This is a genomic window from Shimia sp. MIT910701 (assembly GCF_047126315.1).
Classification (GTDB): Bacteria; Pseudomonadota; Alphaproteobacteria; order Rhodobacterales; family Rhodobacteraceae; genus Shimia.
In genome coordinates this window covers 1255084-1276061 of sequence record NZ_CP138953.1, presented here as the reverse complement: position 1 = coordinate 1276061, position 20978 = coordinate 1255084, and the positions used below count along the sequence as shown (strand labels likewise).

The following is a 20978-nucleotide window of genomic DNA, read 5'->3' as shown; positions in this document are numbered from 1 at the left end:
CCTTTCATTTGAGGTTTTCTGTGTTCCTTTGATGAAAGGGATATGGGGGCCATCTTGAACGGTAGCATTGGAATTTGGGAAGGCTGTATTTGAATTTGGGACACTTCACAAAATCAAATGAGCAAAACAAAAGCCGCCCGGAAGAGGCGGCTTTTGCAATGCTTTTTAGTCTCAGAACTACTGAGTGCGTTTGCGCTCCCGGACCAATCCAATCATGACAGACACACACATCAGCATCAGCACAATCGCAAATGGGAAGCCCGTCGCGATAGCCGCTGCTTGCAACGCGCCAAGCCCACCACCGAGTAGGAGCACAATGGCAATGGCCCCTTCCAGTACACACCAGAACACACGTTGCGCCGTTGGGGCATCGGTCTTGCCACCTGCCGTGATCGTATCAATCACCAAAGAGCCGGAGTCCGAGCTGGTCACAAAAAAGACCACCACCAGGATGATGCCAATGAAGGACAACAATCCAGTCATCGGAAAGGCCTCAAACATCTTGAACATTTTTAACTCAAGCGCGGCGTCCTGAAGCGCCTGTGCCGCACCGCCAGTGACCTGCTCCAAAGCTGCGCCGCCAAAGACACTCATCCAAAGCGCACCGACAACCGTTGGAATGATCAAAACACAGATGATGAACTCACGAATGGTGCGCCCACGCGAAATCCGCGCAATGAACATGCCCACAAAAGGCGACCAGCTGATCCACCAGGCCCAATAGAATGCCGTCCAACCTTGCATAAAGTTGGTGTCTTCACGGCCGACCCAGTTCGACAGCGCTGGCAGCTTGGCAACATAGTCCGCCATGCCATTGAAAAAGGCTGCGATGATCGCCACGGTCGGCCCCACCAACAACACAAGGATCAGCAGCGCTGCCGCAAGGATCATGTTGGCTTCTGAAAGACGCTTCACACCTTTCTCAAGTCCAGCCACAACGGACACCAAAGCAAAGCCGGTGATCAGCACAATCAGCAGAACTTTCATGCCGTCACTGACCGGCACGCCAAACAGATAGTTCAGACCGGCCAAAGCCTGACTTGCTCCCAACCCCAATGACGTCGCAAGGCCAAAGATGGTGGCAAAGACTGCCAGAATATCAATGATGTGTCCCGCTGGGCCCCAAGTGCGCTCCCCCAACAGTGGGTAGAAAACGCTCCGCATGGTCAGCGGAAGGCCGCGATTGAAACTAAAAAACGCCAGCGCAAGAGCAACCATTGCGTAGATCGCCCATGGGTGCAGGCCCCAATGGAAAATCGTGGCCGCCATAGCCAAATCGCGCGCACCAGTCACATCACCTTCCGCAGCTCCCAAAGGCGCCCAGTCAGATCGCAGCCCATTCTCGCCAATAGCAGTGCCGCCAAGCGACGACCCATAGTGCGAGATTGGCTCCGCCACGCCCCAGAACACAAGGCCGATGCCCATGCCTGCGGCAAACAACATCGCGATCCATCCGGCGTAGCTATAATCAGGCTTCGCGTCCTCTCCCCCAAGTCGGATTTTTCCGTACGGCGAAATCACGAGAAACAGCGAGAACACCACAAACAGGTTGCATGCGATCATAAAGACCCAGTCAAAATTGCTCGTCAGCGCCGGACGCAGCCAACCAAAAAACGCGGCTGCCTGCTCTCGAAACACCAACGAGAAAAATACAAAGGCCAAAATTGTGAGCCCAGAAATAACAAACACCGGGTTGTGAATATCCAACCCAAACAACTGAACGTTATCCTGACCCACTTCGTAGTCGGTCTCCTCGGACATTGGTCCCTCCCTTTCCATGTCATAAGGAAAGCCTCCGCGAACCGAAGGCGACCAACCCGCGAAATGCGACACCTTGAAGAGAGAATTCGGCGCTCAAGCACCTATGCTCAGCAAGAATAATCGCCGAAGGTGTGCAGTTTGCCGGATAAACTACCAAAAATTGAAAGACAGCAACGGGCACCGGTCGGTTAAGTAACCTTTGCCCGTTGGCAAAATCTGTCACCTCCGCGATGCAGTCGTTATACCGACACAATACCGACGTGGATTTTGACCGGTTAACGGCGCAACACCTATTCCCAAATATAGTTGAAGCTCACGCTCACCCGCTCGTCTTCGGACATGTTCATCGGCACCTCATGACGCAGCCAGCTTTCCCACAAAAGCACGTCACCAACCTCCGGTTTCATATAGATAAACGGCTGCAAATCTCGCCGGGAGCCCTTCTTACGCACCGGCGACGCCATCATCCGCCCAGAGCGCGGGTCTTCCAGCTTCAGCGCACTCGCTCCATCAGGCATGGAAACATAGGTTGTCCCGCTGATCACAGAATGCGGATGGATATGGGAGGCATGCATCCCCCCTTGCGGCAAAATGTTGATCCACAAATCCTCAAGTTTCAAGGACTTACCATCTAGATCAAACTCCAGATCCTTGGCAAATGTCGCCACGTGCTGGTCCAGAGACGCCACCACATCCGCAAAAATCGGAAAGCGCCAAGGCAAATCTGTCAGCGAAGCGTAGGACGTATAGCCCGGGTAGGCATTGGCTTCACACCACTCCTGCCCCGCTTCATCATCCTCGGCAATCGAGAAACAGGACGCCTCCAGTTCATCCGCATCCACGGGCGTGCCAAATTCGGACAAGCGCGCCCGGTACAGGCGGGTCACAAAAAGAGATTCGATGGTCGACATGTCGTCATCCTGTCTTGGTTGGTTTTTTTCTTCGAAACACTCTTAGGTAGAAATATTCGCTTAATCCCCTCGAAACGTTAGCAAAAAGAATCGCTCTTTTTCTGCGCTAACCCCCCGTTTTTAAAGGCCACACTCTTTTAACCCCTGCTTGCTAATTCTCAATGACACACTCGAAATCCGCCTGTCCAGGAGCAGGAAAACCATGAAACGCAAGATTACAGTCTCATTCGCGATCATCTCGATCATCGTCATGGCCATTAGCGTCATGAGCGGTCTCGCTGGGATCTCTCTATACTCTCATAAAATGCGTGATGACATGGAAAAACGTGTCGCACTCATCGAAGAAGCCACCATCGCAGTCGAAAGCCTGAAGATTGAATTTCTGATGGCGCGACGAAACGAAAAAGATTTCTTGCTCCGTTTGGATGAGAAATACGTCGGCCGTCATGCCGCCACCATGGATCGCCTAACAGAGCACCTTGGAACGCTGGAACGCGTCTTGCCGCAAGTGGAAGCTTTGGAATTGACTACCGAAAACCTGGCCCCGCTGGTGGATAATGCGAGCCGCTACGAAGCCAGCTTCAAGGACGTTGTAACAGCAAACAAGCGACTAGGTTTAACCGACGCTCAGGGCCTGCGCGCCCAACTAGGGGAGGCCGCTGCGACAGTAAACGAAAGTCTCAAGGACGTCGCCATTCCAGTATTGAAGGTGAACGTCCTAACCATGCGCCAGCACGAAAAAGACTTTTTGATCTCTAGTGACCCGAAATGGCTCGATGAAGTGAACGCTCGCCTCACCGAATTCGAAGGCTTTCCGGTCTTCTTCTACGATAGCGCAGAGCAGCGCGAGTCCATTCTGCCAGTAATGGCGGGCTACAAAAAGGCGTTTGAGTCTCTGGTCTCCGAAACCCTGAAAGAACGCGGATTCCGCAATGACGTATCGGCACGCTATAAGGATGCATCCCCTTACATGGACGCCATTCTGACGGACGTGACCGCTGCAATGGATAATATTCATCACGAAAGCACGCGTGTAAGCGAAAAAGCCCAAACAAGCTCCCAGTGGGCTGCGATCATCGGCGCTGGCCTGTTTGCAATCTTTGCCTTCTTCCTCGCACGGGGCATTTCCCGTCCGCTTAAGCGCATCGACGCAGTGTTGAAAGATATGATGAACGAAGACTTCTCAAAAGAGATGCCAAAATCCGGCATTCGAGAGCTGTCTGCCATTTCTGAAGCCGTCGGTGACTTCCGTAAGCAGGAAGAAACCAAAGTCCATATGACCCGCGAGATCACCAAAGTAATCGAGGCCTGTGGCGAAGGCGACTTCTCGCGCCGGATCGACACCACTGGCTCCGAAGGTGTGTTCAAAGACCTTGGTCAAGGCGTGAATACCATTGGTGAAGTGGCCCAAAAAGGTCTGGGCGACGTTCAGGAAGCGCTAGAAACCCTTGCAACCGGCGATCTCACCCATGAGATGCCAGCAGGCCAGAAAGGGGTCTTCAAAGATATCTCGGACACCATCACCCACTTGACCAACAGCCTCGACGGTATGGTCCGGCAGCTGTCCGCCTCCAGCCAGGTGCTGAACCACACCTCCCAGGAGATCTCCTCCTCGGTGGACGATGCCTCCCGTCGCGGTGAAATCTCTGCCGCCTCCCTGGAAGAAACCTCCTCTTCGCTGCAAACTGTTGCGCAAACCGTCAACCACACGGCCCAAAGCGCTCAGGAAGCCCGCACCCACGTCAACAACGCCCAGAAAAAGGCCGAGTCAACCCGTGAAGTTGCGGACCAGACCGTAGCGGCGATCCAGAAGATCAAAGAGAGCTCTGACGCGATTTCTCAGATCAGCGGACTGATCGAAGACGTGGCCTTCCAGACCAACTTGTTGGCTCTGAACGCTGGCGTGGAAGCCGCCCGTGCAGGCGACGCAGGCCGCGGGTTCGCAGTTGTGGCCTCCGAGGTCCGAGCACTGGCACAACGATCCTCTGAAGCAGCGCATGAGATCAACACACTGATCTCCAGCTCGCAAGCCGAAGTTGCCAATGGTGTTGATCTGATGGACGAAACCGGCAACTCGCTTGGCGAAATTATGCAAGCTGTTGAACAGGTTGTAGGCAAGGTCCGCGAGATCGCCGAGAACGCCGTGGATCAGTCCACCGGTTTGAAAGAGGTCAGCGCCGCGGTCGAGAACCTCGACAGCGACAGCCAGAAGAGCGCCGCCATGCTCGAAGAGACCGCCGCTTCTGGTCAGGTCCTGCGTGGCGAAGCCGAGAACCTGGTCCGCGCCGTGGATGGCTTCACGCTCAAAGGCGAGAGCGCCTCTCGCACCGCCGAGGACGACCTCGACGACCAATGGGACGCCGCTTAAGCCTCGCATCGGTAACAACGTAACAACAAAGGGCCTCGCCTACCGGCGGGGCCTTTTAGCATGCGCATTGTCCCTACCTACGCTAAGAATTGCCGTCGCCAGCCAATCCTAAAGCGTCTCGGTGGCGCAGAGCAAAGACACTCCCATACAAACTGCCGCAACAGCACGCTCCCCTGCGGATACAAAAAACCCTCCGCCGGTCTTCCGGCAGAGGGTCAATCTTGTCAGGCATGAGGGGCAAGCCCCTCACTTCCTTACCAGTCTTCGCGAACGACGACGCGGGTTTTGACCGGAAGTTTCATCGCGGCGAGGCGCAGAGCCTCACGTGCGATGTCTTCGTCAACACCGTCGATTTCGAACATCACGCGACCTGGCTTCACTTTGCAAGCCCAGTAGTCCACGGAGCCTTTACCTTTACCCATACGGACTTCGGTAGGCTTCGAGGTCACAGGAGTGTCTGGGAAGATACGGATCCAAACACGACCTTGACGTTTCATGTGACGGGTCATCGCACGACGTGCTGCCTCGATCTGGCGAGCAGTCACACGCTCCGGTGTGGTTGCCTTCAGGCCGAAGGAGCCGAAGTTCAGGGTGGAACCACCCTTCGCCAGACCCTTGATGCGGCCTTTGTGCATCTTGCGGAATTTAGTACGCTTTGGCTGAAGCATTGATCAGTCTCCCTTAGCGACGACCGCCTGCACCGCGAGGTGCTGGGCCATCCTGGACTTCTTGTGCACGGCGATCACGCGCCTGTGGATCGTGCTCCATGATCTCGCCTTTGAAGATCCAGGTTTTGATACCAATGATCCCGTAAGCGGTGGTAGCTTCCACGTGTGCGTAGTCGATGTCGGCACGCAGTGTGTGCAGAGGCACGCGACCTTCACGATACCATTCGGTACGTGCGATCTCGGCACCACCCAGACGACCTGCAACGTTCACCCGGATACCCAGGGCGCCCATGCGCATGGCGTTCTGAACGGCACGCTTCATTGCGCGACGGAAAGACACACGGCGCTCCAGCTGCTGAGCGATAGACTCGCCAACCAGCGTTGCGTCGAGTTCCGGCTTGCGCACTTCAACGATGTTGAGGTGCAGCTCGGAGTCGGTCATCTCGGCGATCTTCTTGCGAAGAGTCTCGATGTCCGCGCCTTTCTTACCGATGATCACGCCCGGACGCGCAGTGTGAACAGTCACACGGCACTTCTTGTGAGGGCGCTCAATGATCACGCGTGCGATACCGGCTTGCTTACACTCGTTCTTGATGAACTCGCGGATTTTGATGTCTTCCAGCAGAAGATCACCATAGTCCTTGGTGTCAGCGTACCAGCGGCTGTCCCAGGTGCGGTTCACCTGCAGGCGCATGCCAATCGGATTGACTTTGTTACCCATTAGGCTTGCTCCTCAACTTGACGCACCTTGATGGTGAGCTCAGAGAACGGCTTGATGATCTTGCCGAAACGACCACGGGCCCGCGGGCGACCGCGCTTCATGGTCAAGTTCTTGCCCACATAGGCTTCGGCAACGATCAGGCTGTCGACGTCCAGGTTGTAGTTGTTTTCGGCGTTGGCAATTGCGGACTGAAGGCACTTCTTCACGTCTGCTGCGATACGCTTGTTGGAGAAAGTCAGGTCGGTCAGAGCCTTCTCAACTTTCTTGCCGCGGATCATGCCAGCAACCAGGTTCAGTTTCTGCGGGCTGGTGCGAAGCATGCGAGTTTTCGCCATTGCTTCGTTTTCAGCCACGCGGCGGGGGTTCTTTACCTTGCCCATGACTTACTTCCGTTTCGCTTTTTTGTCAGCTGCGTGACCGTAGTAGGTCCGAGTTGGCGAGTACTCACCAAACTTCTGACCAATCATGTCTTCAGTGACGTTGACAGGGATGTGTTTCTTGCCGTTGTACACACCAAAAGTCAGACCCACGAACTGGGGCAGGATGGTGGAACGACGGGACCAGATTTTGATCACTTCATTGCGGCCGGATTCACGGGCTGCTTCGGCTTTCTTAAGCACGTAAGCATCCACAAAAGGGCCTTTCCATACAGAGCGAGACATCTATTAACGCCCCTTCTTCTTGGCGTGACGCGAGCGGATAATAAGCTTTTGCGACGCTTTGTTTTTGTTGCGGGTACGTGCACCTTTGGTCGGCTTACCCCATGGTGTCACTGGGTGACGACCACCGGAGGTACGACCTTCACCACCACCGTGTGGGTGATCGATCGGGTTCATAACCACACCACGAACCGACGGACGCTTGCCTTTGTGGCGCATACGGCCGGCTTTACCGAAGTTCTGGTTGGAGTTGTCAGGGTTGGACACGGCACCAACGGTGGCCATGCATTCCTGACGCACGAGGCGCAGTTCGCCAGAGGACAGGCGGATCTGAGCGTAGCCACCGTCACGACCAACAAACTGAGCGTAGGTACCAGCTGCGCGAGCGATCTGGCCGCCTTTGCCTGGTTTCAGTTCGATGTTGTGAATGATGGTACCGATCGGCATGCCCGAGAACGGCATTGCGTTGCCCGGCTTGATGTCGGCCTTTGCAGACGCAACAACCTTGTCACCCACGGCAAGACGCTGTGGTGCGAGGATGTAGGCTTGCTCGCCGTCATCATATTTGATCAGTGCGATGAACGCGGTCCGGTTCGGGTCGTATTCGATCCGCTCAACGGTTGCCGCAACATCAAATTTGTTCCGTTTGAAGTCAACGATCCGGTAAAGGCGTTTTGCCCCACCACCACGACGACGCGAGGTGATCCGTCCGGTGTTGTTCCGGCCGCCCGATTTCGTCAAGCCCTCGGTGAGAGCTTTGACGGGACGTCCTTTCCAAAGTTCCGAACGGTCGATCAGCACCAGCCCACGCTGGCCCGGCGTCGTCGGCTTGTACGACTTGAGTGCCATGCTTTCTGTCTTCCGTATAGCAGCCCGGTCTGTGGAAATTGGTCAGACCCGGCGATGTTAAAGCCCCCCGAAGGTGGCCAAGTTTTTAGGGCCCCGAAGGTCCCCGGTTCAAAAGGCGAGCAGCCCCAGAACGAATCTGAGGCCACACGACCCGCGCGATATAGCTTGGATGAGAGGGGGTGTCTATAGGAGCGCTTGTTTTTCTTGGCTTGCGCCCTCGTCCACCGCTAAGCCGCGCATCGACGACGCGCGTGGTGGCGATCCAAACCTAAGTGCCTGCCAGTTGATCCCGGCCACGTCAGTAGGTCCTATCGAGGGCGCGCTAGCCTCCCCAAATCGCCGCCGCGTGGGGGCGCGTCGTCGATGCGCGGCGGCCTATCGGCCGCTGTTTCGCGCTGGATAGCACTTATAGTGTGTCACCTTTAATGACTTGGATTTGTTCCACATAAAGTCCAAGCTTGGTGCCTTCCCCAGAAATCAAAACCGTCGAACCATCCTCTAGCTCGGCGGCGAATTCTTCTGAAACACCACAAATCTGACCCAGCGCTAAAATGGGTTCCTTCAGTTTTATCGAGCTCTTGCAGTATTTTCGTCGCTTTGGAATTGGATCCGCGACGATGTACTCGAACTGTACCGGCGACCCCTTGTATTGCGATAATAGCAAAGGCACGCCATTTGTTACTGCGAACAACGCAAAACAAAAACAAATCAATACCGTCAAAACGTACAAAAAGGCTCTGCGCAACGGCCCAAAGTTTTTGAACCGCCCTGCCTTTTCCCTTTTGATCTCTAGCAGAAGGAAAGCGCCTGTGAGCAATCCCAAAGGAAGGACAATCCAAAGTGAAGCCTTGGCCCACATAGGGCTCGGCAAAAATTTCGGACCGCCGATGCTAGCAAATGTGGCCAAGTAACCGGCCAAAAATACGGCGCCGGACACTATCCAAAGTAGCGTCCGAACTGGTCTTGGAAGCATTTCAAGCTCCATTTTTCCAACCGAGAAACTTCCATTTCTCAAATTCTTCATCGGTTTACTCATCGCAAACCGAAGTGAAAACAGGAATAGCTAAATTGGGCGCGGAATGCTTTTTGGCAGGATGACCAATGTCGCGTTGTGACGTGCGCTCTCAAATCTCCGCCACCACCTTCTCCAGCATCCAGACCTTTGCCACGATCTGCCAACCGTTCTCGCCTTTCAGCATCGACAGGTGGTCCTGATACACATTGCGCCGCGCGCGGAAGCGGATTTTGACCAGGGCGCTTTGGGGCGTCAGGTAGTCCACCATCAAAATCTCCGCATCCATCTGCTGTCCAAGCGCATGTGGAGAGTTGGCCGCATTGCCACCCACATCAGCATTAAAGCTCGCAATCGGCTCTGCGAAAATCTCGCCCTTCTCGACATCAAACAGGCTCGCCGCTGGGTGAAACACCGCATCGAGCTTTTCTTTGTCGCAGTAAAACAGCCCGTCAAAATACGTCTGTACCGCCTCAAACAACTCAGCCTGTGTGTTCATTTCTCTGTCCTTTCTCGTCATGCGCCTTGGCGAAAGACATAGAGAAGCAGACTTCGCCTGCCCAATGAAGAGATGTGGCGGAGGTCATAACCGGAGGAGAATTATTCAATGACCCTGATGGACATCATCGCGCGCAGAAATCCCGGCGGAACACCGCGATGCAACCTAACGCCGTAGGATCGCCCTTTTGATCCGGCTACCGCGATGGCGCAGTTTTTCGGCAAGCGTCAAATCTTGAGCCTCGCCGTGCTGATAAGACCCGGGCTGGATGAAGTCGACCGCATGGGCAAATGCCGAAGAGGACGGAGTCAGGCCGCAGAAATGCGCCATATCGCGCAGTACGAGATCCGACCTTATCAGGAGTTTCTCATAGCTCACCAACAAAACCGGGCAGTCGACCCGGCGGATCAGGTCCGCGTTTTTCTGGGTCTGCCTCAAGTACATCGCCAGCGCCTTATCCACATCTTCGCGGTCCCAGGAGGTCACGCCAGCCGCGTTGGCGGTCAAATCCCGCGTCACAAGGATCAAGCGCGGATTGCGCAAATCCGGCAAAAGATCGTCAATGTACTGATGCGGATGCGGGTGTTTCCACCCCCAGACGTCATGGCTCGCATTGCGATTAGCAACGGTCGCGCGAATGGCGTCCAGCCCGAGGCGCTTGCGAAACAGCTTGTCTTCAAGATTGCCACCGATGTCATCTCCGAGAAAAACCCCCAGGCGACGCAGCGCGCCGGCCGTGGCTGTTGTACCCCCGCGATTGACCCCGAAGATCAGAAAAGTTCGTTGATCGTTGGTGCGCGATGTCTCATCGTCGCGAAATGAAATTGTGTGAGAATACACGGTATTGTCCTGAAGGTTTAAAATATGACCTACACTACCCCACACCTAGTCAGATGGGCAAAAATCTCAACACAAAAAGAAAGAGGCCGCCCGATTTCTCGGACGGCCCCTAATTTTTAGGCGGATCTTAGAGTCCGGTGGACACGTCGATCGTGTTGCCTTCTTCCAAGGTCACGTAAGCCTTTTTCACGTCTTTACGCTTGCCAAGCTGGCCGCGGAAACGTTTGACTTTACCCTTGGTGATGGTGGTGTTGACCGCTTTGACCTTCACACCAAAGAGAGCTTCAACGGCTTCTTTGATCTGTGGTTTGTTGCTGTCGATCGCCACTTCGAAAACCACTGCGCCGTTCTCAGACGCCATGGTGGATTTCTCGGTGATGACCGGCGCGCGGATCACATCGTAGTGTTCTGCCTTAGCGCTCATTTCAGTCGAGCCTCCAGTGCTTCGATCCCCGCTTTGGTGATCACCAGGGTGTCACGCTTGAGGATGTCATAAACGTTCGCACCCATCGTTGGCAGGATGTCCAGACCTTCGATGTTGCGCGATGCTTTCAGGAAGCCTTCGTTGACCTCGGCACCGTCGATGACCAGAGCACGTTTCCAGCCCAGGTTCTTCACCTGTTTGGCCAGAGCGGCGGTCTTGCCTTCGGATGCGGCGTCTTCGATCACAACCAGCTCGCCTGCTTTCGCTTTCGCGGACAGCGCGTGCTTCAGACCCAGCTTACGGAACTTCTTTGGCAGGTCGTGGCCGTGGGAACGGACAACTGGACCTTTGTAGATGCCACCACCGCGGAAGATCGGCGCGTTACGGTCACCGTGGCGTGCGCCGCCGGTGCCTTTTTGGCGATAGATCTTTTTGGTGGAGTAGGAAGTTTCGGAACGGGTCTTTACCTTGTGGGTGCCGGCCTGTGCGTTGTTACGCTGCCAACGGACCACACGGTGCAGGATGTCCGCACGTGGTTCCTGACCGAACAGATCTTCGGACAGTTCAACCGAACCGGCTTTGGAGCCGTCGAGTTTGATCACGTCAAGTTTCATGCTTCACCACCTTCCGCAGGTGCTTCTTCAGCCGGAGCTTCGGTCGCTGCTGCTTTTACGGCTGCCGGGAAAGGCAGACCTTCAGGAGCTTTCTTCTTCACGGCGTCCTTCACGGAGACCCAACCACCTTTGGAGCCAGGTACGGCACCTTTGATGAACAGAAGACCACGGTCGGCGTCAGTTTTGACAACTTCCAGGTTCTGTGTGGTCACACGTACGGCACCCATGTGGCCGGCCATTTTCTTGCCTTTGAAAACCTTACCGGGATCCTGACATTGACCAGTGGAGCCGTGGGAACGGTGGCTGATCGAAACACCGTGTGTTGCGCGCAGACCGCCGAAGTTGTGGCGCTTCATCGCACCGGCAAAACCTTTACCGATGGAGGTGCCCGCAACGTCCACTTTCTGACCTTCTAGGAAGTGCTCTGCGGAGATTTCCGCGCCCACTTCGATCAGGCCGTCTGCTGGAACGCGGAACTCAACCAGCTTGCGCTTTGGTTCCACTTTCGCTGCTGCGAAGTGGCCACGCATGGCTTTGGAGGTACGCTTGGCTTTTGCAGTGCCAGCGCCGAGCTGAACGGCGGTGTAGCCGTCTTTCTCTTCGGTGCGCTGAGCAACAACCTGCAGGCCGTCGAGGGAAAGAACGGTCACAGGGATCTGCTTGCCGTCTTCCATGAACAAGCGGGTCATGCCCACTTTCTTTGCGATAATACCGGAACGCATCAGATAAACTCCTTAAACAGAGATCTGTACGTCCACGCCGGCCGCCAGATCGAGCTTCATCAGCGCGTCTACGGTCTGCGGGGTCGGATCTACGATGTCGAGAAGACGCTTGTGCGTACGGATCTCGAACTGATCGCGGGATTTCTTGTCTACGTGTGGACCACGCAGAACGGTGAACTTCTCAATCTTGTTGGGAAGTGGGATCGGGCCACGAACCTGCGCGCCGGTGCGCTTTGCAGTGTTCACGATTTCCTGAGTGCTTGCGTCCAGCACACGGTAATCAAAAGCCTTCAGCCGAATGCGAATGTTTTGACTTTGCATTTCGTCAGCCTTTTTTAGGCGTTGGAGTTGAGAGGAGGATCCGCGACCATCGCAAACCCTCATCGAACCCAAAAGGCGGGAATCACCCCGCCTCAAGATTCCAGTAAGGAACCCGCGCCCTCTACAGCCCATTTGGAAGGCTGGCAAGCGTTTTGCCGAAGTATTTGCGTTTTGGGCCAGTTGCCTTTTGCTGTCTTGCTTGGTCCTGCACACAAGTGAAAACGCGGTTGGCGCAACCAAGGCCTGTACGCTAGGCTTTTGGAGACGACACTCAGGTCAGCGACTGCCCTACTATATAGGAGACCTTTATGGCCACATTTCTGGCTGTCTGTTTTGTCCTTTTGGAGCTGACCGCGCTGGTGATGGCCTGGCGTGCCGTAAAGTATTCTCGCACCTCGCAAGGCTCGGTAGGCTGGGTCGTTTTCCTGATCGCAGCCCCCTATATCGCCGTGCCCGCCTATCTGTTTTTAGGGCACCACAAATTTGAGCACTATGTGACCGGTCGACGAGACAGCGAGGAAATCATCGAGCGCATCCAGGAAGTCAGTGAAGCCCTGAAGCCGGAAGTCCCCTCGACTTTCCCGACCAAAGCACTTGAAGCGATTTCCGATCTACCCGTCGCACGTGGCAACGCCATGGAGCTTTTGATTGACGGCGAAGAGACGTTTGATGCGATCTTTGCCGCCATTGATAGCGCGCAAACCTATGTGCTTGTTCAGTTCTACATCATTCATGGCGATGGACTTGGCAAGCGCCTGCAGCGGCACCTGATCGCGGCAGCGGAGCGCGGCGTCACTGTACGTGTGCTGTATGATCCGGTGGGGAGCCACAAACTCGGGCATGAATACCGGCAAGCCCTGCGCGATGTCGGCGCTCAGATTGTTGAGCCGTCGCAAATGCGTGTTCCCAAAAACCGCTTTCAACTGAACTTCCGCAACCACCGCAAGACGGTTGTGATTGATGGCACCACGGCCTTCACCGGTGGGCTTAATGTAGGGGACGAGTATCTCGGGTTAAACCCGAAGTTTGGCAACTGGCGGGACACGCACGTGCGGCTAAAAGGGCCGGTGGTCAGTCAGCTCCAGTTGATTTTTGCCGAGGACTGGCATTGGACCACCGAGGAAAATCTACTTACTGATCTGAATTGGCAAAGCGGTCGAGCCGATGAGGATATGGCGGGCCTAATTGTGCCAACCGGACCTGGTGACAAATTGGAAACCGGGGCGATGTTCTTCTTCTCTGCTTTGGCAAACGCCAAGGAAAGAGTCTGGATCGCGTCGCCTTACTTTGTGCCTGATGTACATGTGCTGACTGCGATCAAACATGCGGCTCTCAAGGGCATCGACGTGCGGATTCTCGTGCCAGACAATATTGACCACAAAACAGTTTGGCTCGCTGCCTTTGCCTATTTTGACGAAGTGCGTGAAGCCGGTGCACAAATCTGGCGCTTTACAGATGGGTTCATGCACCAGAAGGCCGTTTTGGTAGATAACAGCCTCGCGGCGGTGGGAACGACAAACATGGACAACCGCTCGTTTGTTCTAAATTTCGAAACCATGGCTGTTATGTTTGATGCGCGTGCAGCTGACGACCTGGAAGACATGTTCAAGACCGACTTTGCCAAGTCTTTCCTCCTGGACAAAACCCTAAGTGAGCAACCGCTGCACATCCAGATTGGCGCGCCCATTACACGTTTGTTTTCTCCGCTGCTCTAAGCGAAAAGCTCCCCCCACTACGGGCGATCGCTGGCAGTTAAGTCGAAAGTCTCCTGAGGAAAGTACTTGGCAAGCCGCGCATCTGCTGCGCGGGCATGGCCTTCCATACCTTCCAGACGAGAAATGCGCGCTGTGGCTTGCGCCACCGCTTTGGAACCCTCGCGCGTGGCCCTCTGCCACGTCACGACCTTCATGTACTTATGCACCGACAGGCCGCCCGTATAATGCGCCGCGCGGGATGTGGGCAGCACATGATTGGTGCCAGCGGCCTTGTCCCCATAGGAAACGGTGGTTTCTTCCCCCAGAAACAAAGAGCCGTACGACGTCAACGAGGATAGCCACCATTCGGGATCGGCGGCCTGAACGGTGAGGTGCTCTGGGGCATATTCATCTGACGTTGCCACCATGTCTTCGCGGGTGTCACACAAAATGACCTCAGCATAGTCGCGCCATGCGGCTTCGGCATTGATGCGGTTGAGCTCCGGGAGGGCTGTGATCAGTTTGGGGACCGCGTCCAGAACGGCCTCGGCAAGCACCTTGCAGTTGGTGACCAACCAGACCGGGGAGTTGTAGCCGTGCTCCGCCTGGCTCACCAAATCGGTGGCCACTATATGCGGATCCGCTGTGGCATCCGCGAGGATCAAGCTGTCGGTTGGGCCAGCCACCATATCAATGCCGACCCGCCCAAACAGCTGACGCTTCGCCTCTGCAACATATTGGTTGCCCGGCCCGACCAGAATGTGCGCTTTGGGCAGACCAAACAGACCAAAGGTCATGGCCGCGATGGCCTGCACGCCGCCCATGGCAAGGATTTGATCCGCGCCACTCACATGCGCCGCATTGAGGATGGCGGGTGCAACGCCGGTGTCCGGATGCGGCGGCGAACACGCTGTGATGTGCTGACAGCCGGCGACTTTGGCGGTGGTAGCCGTCATGATGGCGCTGGAAATATGGCTGTAGCGGCCACCGGGAATGTAACAGCCAGCGGCATCCACTGGGATGGACTTCTGGCCTGTAACAAACCCTGGCAGAAGTTCGGCCTCAAAATCCTGCACCGTGGCCTTTTGCAATTCGGCAAAACGGCGCACGTTGTCATGGGCAAATTGGATGTCGTCTTTTAGCTTCTGCGGCACCTGCGCGGCGGCCTGCGCAATCATCTCATCCGTCACGCGCGTTGGGCCAGGATATCGGTCAAACTTGGCCGCATAGGCCAGCGCCTCCGCATCTCCCCCGCGTTCGATATCGGCCAAGATGGTTGCTACCGCTTGCTGAATGTCCGCCGCTTCCGTTTCCGGTTTCAGCAGTGCCTTCTTAAGATATGTCCGCATTTTCTCACCTCGCATTTTTAAAAATCGCAAAATGCCAAAAAATGAGACTAGATGTCCTGTTTTTTTGCCAAAATTGAGGCTACAGTGTTTTCAAACCAGCTCCAATACAAATTTTGCGGACATACAGACATGGCAACCTCCGAGCGTATCCCGACCAACCTGCGCACCCTGTTGATCTTAGAGATCCTCGGGAAAAGTGATCGGGCAATGACCGCCACAGAAATCAATGAATCATTACAATTGCCAAAACAGACCGTGCACCGGTTGTGTGCCACGCTGGAGGACAACGGCTTTGTGGTGCGGCGCGGCACCTCAAGAAAGTACCAGGTCGCAAGACGCCTGCGAGAGATGGGCGCGGGGCTGCTTCACAATTCGCGAGACCACATTTTCCGCCACCAAATTCTCAAAACCGTGTCTCAGACCGTCGGCGAGAGCGTGAACTATGTGGTGCCGGAAGACACCGGTATGCGCTATCTGGATCGGGTGGAAACCGATTGGGCATTTCGCATCCAACTGCCTGTGGGCACCGAAGTGCCGTTTCACTGCTCAGCCAGCGGCAAGTGCTTCCTGGCGAGCCTGGGGCCAACCGCGCGAAGGAAAATGGTGGCGTCCCTGACTTTGGAACCGCGCACAGAGGCCACACATTTGACAGCGGACAGTCTTTTGTCAGAGTTGGCGCAAATAGCGCGGGACGGTTTTGCACTAGACCGCGAAGAGTTCATGGACGGCATGGTCGCCATTGCCGTACCGGTCAAGGATGCACGCGGGCGATTCATTGCAGCGCTTGCCTATCACGGACCAACGCCGCGCATGACATTGACAGATGCAATAGCGCAGGTTGGCTTTCTGCAGGAGTCGGCGCGACGGCTTGGCGATGCGCTTTTTGAGCCGAACGACGCGCATTAGTCAGATGCGCAGCCCTGAGAAACGCATCGTTTCCCCGTTTCCAAGACAAAAACGATCCCATCAAAACCGCAACATTGTCCGGCATCTGCCCTCTTCCTGCCCGATTTCACCAGCATATCTTGTCCCCAAGGAAGACATTAGAGGATCGAAACATGGATCGCCTGACCGAAATGGAAGCATTCGCCACTGTGGTGGATCAGGGTGGATTTACAGATGCCGCAAAGAAGATGGGCATCTCCAAATCTGCCGTTTCCAAACATGTGTCCTCACTTGAGGCACGCCTGGGCGCACGTTTGCTGAACCGCACGACGCGGCGTGTTTCGCCAACCGAAATTGGCTTGGCCTATTATGACCGCGCCCGTCGCGTTCTGAACGACGCGGGCGAAGCGGATGCGCTTGTGACCTCGATGCAATCGGCGCCTTCGGGCTTGCTGCGCATCTCTGTGGCCACGGATTTTGGGGTGAACCACCTCTCGCCTGTGTTGGGCGATTTCTTGAGCGAGTTCCCGGACATCACCGTCAACATGGTGCTGAACAACCGCTATGTAGAGCTGATCTCCGAAGGCTTTGATATGGCCATTCGCATTGGCGAGTTGGAAGACAGCACTTTGCGGGCCCGCAAGCTGACCGAGACCACCAAACGCATGATCGCCTCTCCGGCCTATTTTGAGAAATACGGCCGCCCGGAGAAGATTGACGATCTGAACCACCACAAGCTGCTACATTACTCCAGCCAATCCAATGGCGCGGTGTGGAAGCTGACCGCACCATCCGGCGAGAAGCGCCAGGTGCGCACCGCGGGCTGGCTGTCGGTGAACGACGGACAATCCTTGCTGAACGCGGCTCAGGCCGGCCTGGGCATCGCTTACCTGCCAAGCTTCCTCTACGCGGATGCGATGGAGCAAGGACTGGTGGAAGAGGCCATTCCGGACCTGCCGGTGGAGACACAAGGCATCTATGCCGTGTACCCACCCGGTCGTTTCACCCAGCCGAAGGTCCGCGCCTTCATCGACTTCCTGGTCCATGCCTTTGCTGAAAAAGGACCGACTGACTGGTAATATTCGAATTTTCCCCTGGCTTTCTATGAAAGCACCTTGGCCCGGCAAAACTGTCCGGGCCTTCTTTTTTTGTGGCTAGGGAAAAGGGCGCCGATGGCGCCCTTCGTGTTTTCTATCGCGTCTGACTTACAGCGTGGCCGCAAGGCGGGTGCCCTGGTTGATGGCGCGTTTGGCGTCCAGCTCTGCCGCCACATCTGCACCACCGATCACGTGGCAAGTCACGCCTTCGGCTTCCAGCGCGTCTGCCAGAGAGCGGTCGCTAACCTGGCCAGCGCAGATCACCACATTGTCCACATCCAGCACCCGTGGATTGTCCCGCGCTTCGCCAAAGGAAATGTGCAGGCCGTCGTCGTCAATTTTCTCATAGTTCACGCCGCCCAGCATCTCGACGTTTTTCATTTTTAACGCCGCGCGGTGAATCCAGCCGGTGGTTTTGCCCAGACCTTTGCCCAGCGCTTTGGCCTTCCGCTGCATCAACGTAACCTGACGCGCCGCAGGATGCGGCTGCGGGCCTTCTGGTGCGAGACCGCCACGGTGCTCAGCAGGGTCAGTGACGCCCCACTCCACCATCCACTCCGGCAGGTTTTCTGTCAGGCTTGCACCTTCGTGCACAAGGAATTCAGACACATCAAAACCGATGCCGCCCGCACCAACAACGGCGACTTTTTTGCCAACGGGCTTCTTGTCGCGCAGGACATCAAGGTAGGACAGCACTTCGGGGCGATCCTGCCCCGGGATGCCGGGATCACGTGGCACAATGCCAGTTGCGATGATAACATCGTCGTAGCCTGCCAAAGTGTTGGCTGTGGCTTCGGTGTTGAGTTGAACCTCAATGTCTAGCTCGGCGATCATTGCCTCATACCAGTCGACCAAGCCCCAGAACTCCTCTTTGCCTGGGATTTGTTTAGCAACGTTGAGCTGCCCGCCCAGTTTGTCAGCACGATCAATCAGAGTGACCTTGTGGCCGCGCTGTGCTGCGGTCATGGCCGCAGAGAGACCCGCTGGTCCCGCCCCAACAACGGCAATTTTCTTTACGGTTTCAGAGGTCGGAATGGCCAATTCGGTTTCATGGCAGGCGCGCGGGTTCACCAAACAAGAGGTGAGCTTGCCGCCAAAGGTGTGATCCAAGCAAGCTTGGTTACAACCAATGCAAGGCGCGATCTGGTTGGACTTGCCCTCAGCGGCTTTGTTAACAAAACCGGCATCCGCCAAAAACGGCCGCGCCATGGAGACCATGTCGGCACAGCCCTCGGCCAAAACCTCTTCAGCCACTTCTGGCGTGTTGATGCGGTTGGAGGTGATCACCGGGATGCTCACCTTGCCCATCAACTTCTTGGTCACCCAGGCAAAGGCGCGGCGCGGGACCGAGGTGGCGATGGTCGGAATACGCGCCTCGTGCCAACCGATGCCGGTGTTGATGATGGTTGCGCCCGCTTTTTCAATCTCTTGTGCGAGCTGCACCACCTCTTCGTGGGTGGAGCCATTGGGCACCAGATCAATCATCGACAAGCGGTAGATGATGATGAAGTCCTCGCCCACAGCCTCGCGGCAGCGGCGCACCACTTCGATGGGCAGGCGGATGCGGTTTTCGTAGGAGCCGCCCCAGCGATCCGTGCGTTTGTTCACGTGGGTGACGATGAACTGGTTGAGGAAATAGCCCTCGGACCCCATAATCTCCACGCCGTCATAGCCGGCTTCACGTGCGCGGGTTGTGGCGGTGACAAAGTCCTGAATTTGCTTCTCAATTCCCTCTTCATCCAGTTCTTTTGGCGGGAAAGGTGAGATCGGAGATTTCACCGGAGAGGCAGAGACACACTCCGGCCCATAAGCGTAGCGACCGGCGTGCAAGATCTGCATTGCAATCTTGCCGCCGCTGGCGTGGACGCGGTCGGTTACGATTTTGTGGTTGGCGATGTCTTCGTCGGTGAAGAGGCCTGCCGCACCGGGGAAGACGCCACCTTCGCGGCTTGGGGCCATGCCGCCGGTGACGATCAGGCCAACGCCGCCGCGGGCGCGTTCGCCGTAGAATTCTGCCACGCGGTTCCAGTCTTTGGTTTCCTCCAGGCCGGTGTGCATCGAGCCCATAAGGACGCGGTTTTTCAAGGTGGTAAAGCCCAGATCAAGCGGGGCGAGCATGTGCGGGTACTGGGTCATAGGTGCCTCCAAGGTGCCTCGTCATTTAAGTTGACCAAAACGTAAAGCAGTGCCTTTGTCACGCCCGACGCGGCGTCAAACGGCGCGCAACTTGGCCTTGCCGTTGCGTCGGTTCTGGCGTGTTAACCTCCCATTTCGACGTCGGTATTACGTCGGTATCACGACTGTTTTGCGGTGGTGCGGGTGCTTGTGTCCCGGCCACATCTTACCACAAGGTGCGCTGTTGTTGCGGCTCAGGTCAGATGTCTGAAAACCCGCCGCCTCGACCTTTGCCCGCCGCAAAGCGCGCCGCGCCTTTTTGGCCTTCGGTGGCAAAAGCTTCAAACGAGGCCCATTCCCGTCGCAGCGCCTGCGCCAAATTCGTGCCACTTGGACGCGCCGAAAGAAAATCCGCGCGCATGCAAGCTTGCGGAAAGCGCGTCAGGCTTTCCGCCAAAACCAAAGCTTCTTCTAGCGCATGACCTTCTGGACAGAGTCGATCCACCAATCCAATGTGATGGGCCTCCTCACCAGACACAGGACGCCCAGTGAGGATGAGATCGTTGGCGCGGCCCTGCCCCAGAATGCGCGGCAACCGCACAGTGCCGCCATCAATCAACGGCACGCCCCACCGGCGGCAGAACACGCCAAACACCGCCGCCTCTGACGCCACGCGCATGTCGCACCATGCGGCTAACTCCAGCCCACCGGCCACGGCATGACCTTCGACCGCTGCGATCACCGGCTTGGACAACATCAGGCGGGATGGCCCCATCGGGCCTGGAATGGGCTGATCCTGGGCGTCCTGCCAATCGTCGGGAATAGCGATGGTATTTTGCCAGTCAGCCCCAAGATCGCCAGCCGCAGCCTTCAAATCAAACCCAGCGCAGAAAGCCGTTTGCCCACCGGTCAAGATAGCAACATCAACGCCGTCATCCGCCTCGAAGGTCAGAAAAGCCTCATACAGCGCGGCGGCGGTATCCGGGTTCACGGCGTTGCGAACCTCCGGGCGATTGATGCTGATGATGCGCACCCGACCTCTGGTCTGTACCAAAACAGTCATGACTTACCTCCCTTTGTCCACTGTTGCGTCCCACCAGAAACAGGCAAGAAAAACGCGGCGTCGCTTGACCCACAAAGGGTCACAGCCTATGCCGCAGCTATGGAACAGCTTGAAGAAAAGATTGCCCATCTCACTCGCACTGTCGAGGAGTTGAGTGACGTTGTGGCCCGCCAGGACACCGAGATTGCGCTTTTGACCCGCCGTGTTCAGATGCTGATGGAGCGGGAAGCCACTCGGGAACAAGATGGCAGCGGCGGGGTTGTCATGGGCGACGAACGGCCGCCGCACTACTAAAGGCAGCCGTTTAGCCGTAGGACAAAGGCACGCCACCCCTGACTCCGTGGGCGGTGTTCCCCCGGGATATTTTTGGCCAAATGAAGCCGAGGGCAGTTTCCTATCATCCGGG

At 56.2% G+C, this 20978-nt stretch carries 22 protein-coding genes; 5 read left to right on the top strand and 17 right to left on the bottom strand.

Annotation, left to right across the window (positions count from 1 at the left end; all coding sequences use genetic code 11):
* Nucleotides 1-177 precede the first annotated feature (177 nt).
* Both SIB38_RS06030 and SIB38_RS06025 read right to left on the bottom strand, forming a co-directional pair.
* Nucleotides 178-1761 (bottom strand): BCCT family transporter, encoded by a 1584-nt coding sequence (locus SIB38_RS06030; protein ID WP_294116141.1) that lies wholly within the window; start codon nt 1759-1761, stop codon nt 178-180.
* A gap of 290 nt (nt 1762-2051) precedes the next feature.
* Nucleotides 2052-2672 (bottom strand): 2OG-Fe(II) oxygenase family protein, encoded by a 621-nt coding sequence (locus SIB38_RS06025; RefSeq protein WP_294116140.1) that lies wholly within the window; start codon nt 2670-2672, stop codon nt 2052-2054.
* 202 nt (nt 2673-2874) lie between these two features.
* Here SIB38_RS06025 and SIB38_RS06020 point away from each other — a divergent pair, with 202 nt between their 5' ends.
* Entirely contained in the window at nt 2875-5040 is a 2166-nt protein-coding gene (locus SIB38_RS06020) for a methyl-accepting chemotaxis protein (RefSeq protein ID WP_412551622.1), read from the top strand.
* 254 nt (nt 5041-5294) lie between these two features.
* Here SIB38_RS06020 and rplP read toward each other — a convergent pair whose 3' ends face one another.
* The 12 genes from rplP to rpsJ all read right to left on the bottom strand — a co-directional run bounded on the left by rplP (nt 5295) and on the right by rpsJ (nt 12369).
* Nucleotides 5295-5708, bottom strand: a complete 414-nt coding sequence (gene rplP, locus SIB38_RS06015) for a 50S ribosomal protein L16 (protein WP_164644444.1) — start codon at nt 5706-5708, stop codon at nt 5295-5297.
* Nucleotides 5709-5721: 13 nt separating this feature from the next.
* Nucleotides 5722-6429: a 30S ribosomal protein S3 gene (rpsC, locus tag SIB38_RS06010; RefSeq protein ID WP_294116136.1), complete on the bottom strand. Its 708-nt coding sequence runs from the start codon at nt 6427-6429 to the stop codon at nt 5722-5724.
* The gene (gene rplV, locus SIB38_RS06005) at nt 6429-6809 is read right to left on the bottom strand and encodes a 50S ribosomal protein L22 (protein WP_412551621.1); all 381 of its coding nucleotides are present in this window, start codon (nt 6807-6809) and stop codon (nt 6429-6431) included. Before rplV ends, rpsC begins: the two co-directional genes overlap by 1 nt.
* A 3-nt stretch (nt 6810-6812) precedes the next feature.
* Nucleotides 6813-7091, bottom strand: coding sequence for a 30S ribosomal protein S19 (rpsS, locus tag SIB38_RS06000; protein WP_294116132.1), 279 nt, complete (start codon nt 7089-7091; stop codon nt 6813-6815).
* 3 nt (nt 7092-7094) lie between these two features.
* Nucleotides 7095-7937, bottom strand: a complete 843-nt coding sequence (gene rplB, locus SIB38_RS05995) for a 50S ribosomal protein L2 (protein ID WP_294116130.1) — start codon at nt 7935-7937, stop codon at nt 7095-7097.
* Nucleotides 7938-8343: 406 nt separating this feature from the next.
* The gene (locus SIB38_RS05990) at nt 8344-8961 is read right to left on the bottom strand and encodes a hypothetical protein (RefSeq protein WP_412551620.1); all 618 of its coding nucleotides are present in this window, start codon (nt 8959-8961) and stop codon (nt 8344-8346) included.
* Nucleotides 8962-9061: 100 nt separating this feature from the next.
* Nucleotides 9062-9448 carry a nuclear transport factor 2 family protein gene (locus tag SIB38_RS05985; protein WP_412551619.1) on the bottom strand — a complete coding sequence of 129 codons (387 nt, stop codon included), beginning with the start codon at nt 9446-9448 and terminating at the stop codon, nt 9062-9064.
* Nucleotides 9449-9613: 165 nt separating this feature from the next.
* On the bottom strand, nt 9614-10288 hold the full coding sequence (locus SIB38_RS05980) for a hypothetical protein (RefSeq protein WP_294116126.1): 675 nt from the start codon (nt 10286-10288) through the stop codon (nt 9614-9616).
* Nucleotides 10289-10415: 127 nt separating this feature from the next.
* Nucleotides 10416-10712, bottom strand: coding sequence for a 50S ribosomal protein L23 (locus SIB38_RS05975; RefSeq protein ID WP_164644437.1), 297 nt, complete (start codon nt 10710-10712; stop codon nt 10416-10418).
* Nucleotides 10709-11326, bottom strand: coding sequence for a 50S ribosomal protein L4 (gene rplD, locus SIB38_RS05970; RefSeq protein WP_294116123.1), 618 nt, complete (start codon nt 11324-11326; stop codon nt 10709-10711). The genes SIB38_RS05975 and rplD overlap by 4 nt, the downstream gene beginning before the upstream one ends.
* Nucleotides 11323-12048 carry a 50S ribosomal protein L3 gene (gene rplC / locus SIB38_RS05965; protein WP_294116122.1) on the bottom strand — a complete coding sequence of 242 codons (726 nt, stop codon included), beginning with the start codon at nt 12046-12048 and terminating at the stop codon, nt 11323-11325. Before rplC ends, rplD begins: the two co-directional genes overlap by 4 nt.
* A 12-nt stretch (nt 12049-12060) precedes the next feature.
* Entirely contained in the window at nt 12061-12369 is a 309-nt protein-coding gene (rpsJ, locus tag SIB38_RS05960; protein WP_044028221.1) for a 30S ribosomal protein S10, read from the bottom strand.
* 308 nt (nt 12370-12677) lie between these two features.
* Here rpsJ and cls point away from each other — a divergent pair, with 308 nt between their 5' ends.
* Entirely contained in the window at nt 12678-14084 is a 1407-nt protein-coding gene (gene cls / locus SIB38_RS05955; protein ID WP_294116121.1) for a cardiolipin synthase, read from the top strand.
* 17 nt (nt 14085-14101) lie between these two features.
* Here the strand turns inward: cls and hisD are convergent, their stop codons facing one another.
* On the bottom strand, nt 14102-15412 hold the full coding sequence (gene hisD, locus SIB38_RS05950; protein WP_412551618.1) for a histidinol dehydrogenase: 1311 nt from the start codon (nt 15410-15412) through the stop codon (nt 14102-14104).
* 129 nt (nt 15413-15541) lie between these two features.
* Between hisD and SIB38_RS05945 the strand changes: the two genes are divergently transcribed.
* Nucleotides 15542-16318 carry an IclR family transcriptional regulator gene (locus tag SIB38_RS05945; RefSeq protein ID WP_294116119.1) on the top strand — a complete coding sequence of 259 codons (777 nt, stop codon included), beginning with the start codon at nt 15542-15544 and terminating at the stop codon, nt 16316-16318.
* Between the two features lie 152 nt (nt 16319-16470).
* Nucleotides 16471-17376, top strand: a complete 906-nt coding sequence (locus SIB38_RS05940) for a LysR family transcriptional regulator (RefSeq protein WP_294116117.1) — start codon at nt 16471-16473, stop codon at nt 17374-17376.
* 126 nt (nt 17377-17502) lie between these two features.
* Here the strand turns inward: SIB38_RS05940 and SIB38_RS05935 are convergent, their stop codons facing one another.
* Together SIB38_RS05935 and SIB38_RS05930 are read right to left on the bottom strand one after the other, a co-directional pair.
* Complete coding sequence (locus tag SIB38_RS05935) at nt 17503-19530, bottom strand: NADPH-dependent 2,4-dienoyl-CoA reductase (RefSeq protein ID WP_294116116.1); 2028 nt, start codon at nt 19528-19530, stop codon at nt 17503-17505.
* A gap of 238 nt (nt 19531-19768) precedes the next feature.
* Entirely contained in the window at nt 19769-20572 is an 804-nt protein-coding gene (locus SIB38_RS05930; protein WP_412551617.1) for a crotonase/enoyl-CoA hydratase family protein, read from the bottom strand.
* A gap of 99 nt (nt 20573-20671) precedes the next feature.
* On the opposite strand from SIB38_RS05930, the gene SIB38_RS05925 reads away from it, so the two are divergent.
* Nucleotides 20672-20866: a SlyX family protein gene (locus tag SIB38_RS05925; protein ID WP_294116114.1), complete on the top strand. Its 195-nt coding sequence runs from the start codon at nt 20672-20674 to the stop codon at nt 20864-20866.
* The last annotated feature ends 112 nt before the right edge of the window (nt 20867-20978 follow it).

Bases quoted from the DNA above. Each gene is read 5' to 3' on its own strand.
- rplP (WP_164644444.1), bottom strand. From the start codon at position 5,708: ATGCTTCAGCCAAAGCGTACTAAATTCCGCAAGATGCACAAAGGCCGC.
- rplB (WP_294116130.1), bottom strand. From the start codon at position 7,937: ATGGCACTCAAGTCGTACAAGCCGACGACGCCGGGCCAGCGTGGGCTG.
- rpsC (WP_294116136.1), bottom strand. From the start codon at position 6,429: ATGGGTAACAAAGTCAATCCGATTGGCATGCGCCTGCAGGTGAACCGC.
- hisD (WP_412551618.1), bottom strand. From the start codon at position 15,412: ATGCGGACATATCTTAAGAAGGCACTGCTGAAACCGGAAACGGAAGCG.
- SIB38_RS06030 (WP_294116141.1), bottom strand. From the start codon at position 1,761: ATGTCCGAGGAGACCGACTACGAAGTGGGTCAGGATAACGTTCAGTTG.
- cls (WP_294116121.1), top strand. From the start codon at position 12,678: ATGGCCACATTTCTGGCTGTCTGTTTTGTCCTTTTGGAGCTGACCGCG.
- SIB38_RS05990 (WP_412551620.1), bottom strand. From the start codon at position 8,961: ATGAAGAATTTGAGAAATGGAAGTTTCTCGGTTGGAAAAATGGAGCTT.
- SIB38_RS05935 (WP_294116116.1), bottom strand. From the start codon at position 19,530: ATGACCCAGTACCCGCACATGCTCGCCCCGCTTGATCTGGGCTTTACC.
- SIB38_RS05945 (WP_294116119.1), top strand. From the start codon at position 15,542: ATGGCAACCTCCGAGCGTATCCCGACCAACCTGCGCACCCTGTTGATC.
- rpsS (WP_294116132.1), bottom strand. From the start codon at position 7,091: ATGTCTCGCTCTGTATGGAAAGGCCCTTTTGTGGATGCTTACGTGCTT.
- rplD (WP_294116123.1), bottom strand. From the start codon at position 11,326: ATGAAACTTGACGTGATCAAACTCGACGGCTCCAAAGCCGGTTCGGTT.
- rpsJ (WP_044028221.1), bottom strand. From the start codon at position 12,369: ATGCAAAGTCAAAACATTCGCATTCGGCTGAAGGCTTTTGATTACCGT.
- SIB38_RS05930 (WP_412551617.1), bottom strand. From the start codon at position 20,572: ATGACTGTTTTGGTACAGACCAGAGGTCGGGTGCGCATCATCAGCATC.
- SIB38_RS06020 (WP_412551622.1), top strand. From the start codon at position 2,875: ATGAAACGCAAGATTACAGTCTCATTCGCGATCATCTCGATCATCGTC.
- SIB38_RS05975 (WP_164644437.1), bottom strand. From the start codon at position 10,712: ATGAGCGCTAAGGCAGAACACTACGATGTGATCCGCGCGCCGGTCATC.
- SIB38_RS05925 (WP_294116114.1), top strand. From the start codon at position 20,672: ATGGAACAGCTTGAAGAAAAGATTGCCCATCTCACTCGCACTGTCGAG.
- SIB38_RS05940 (WP_294116117.1), top strand. From the start codon at position 16,471: ATGGATCGCCTGACCGAAATGGAAGCATTCGCCACTGTGGTGGATCAG.
- SIB38_RS06025 (WP_294116140.1), bottom strand. From the start codon at position 2,672: ATGTCGACCATCGAATCTCTTTTTGTGACCCGCCTGTACCGGGCGCGC.
- rplV (WP_412551621.1), bottom strand. From the start codon at position 6,809: ATGGGCAAGGTAAAGAACCCCCGCCGCGTGGCTGAAAACGAAGCAATG.
- SIB38_RS05985 (WP_412551619.1), bottom strand. From the start codon at position 9,448: ATGAACACACAGGCTGAGTTGTTTGAGGCGGTACAGACGTATTTTGAC.
- rplC (WP_294116122.1), bottom strand. From the start codon at position 12,048: ATGCGTTCCGGTATTATCGCAAAGAAAGTGGGCATGACCCGCTTGTTC.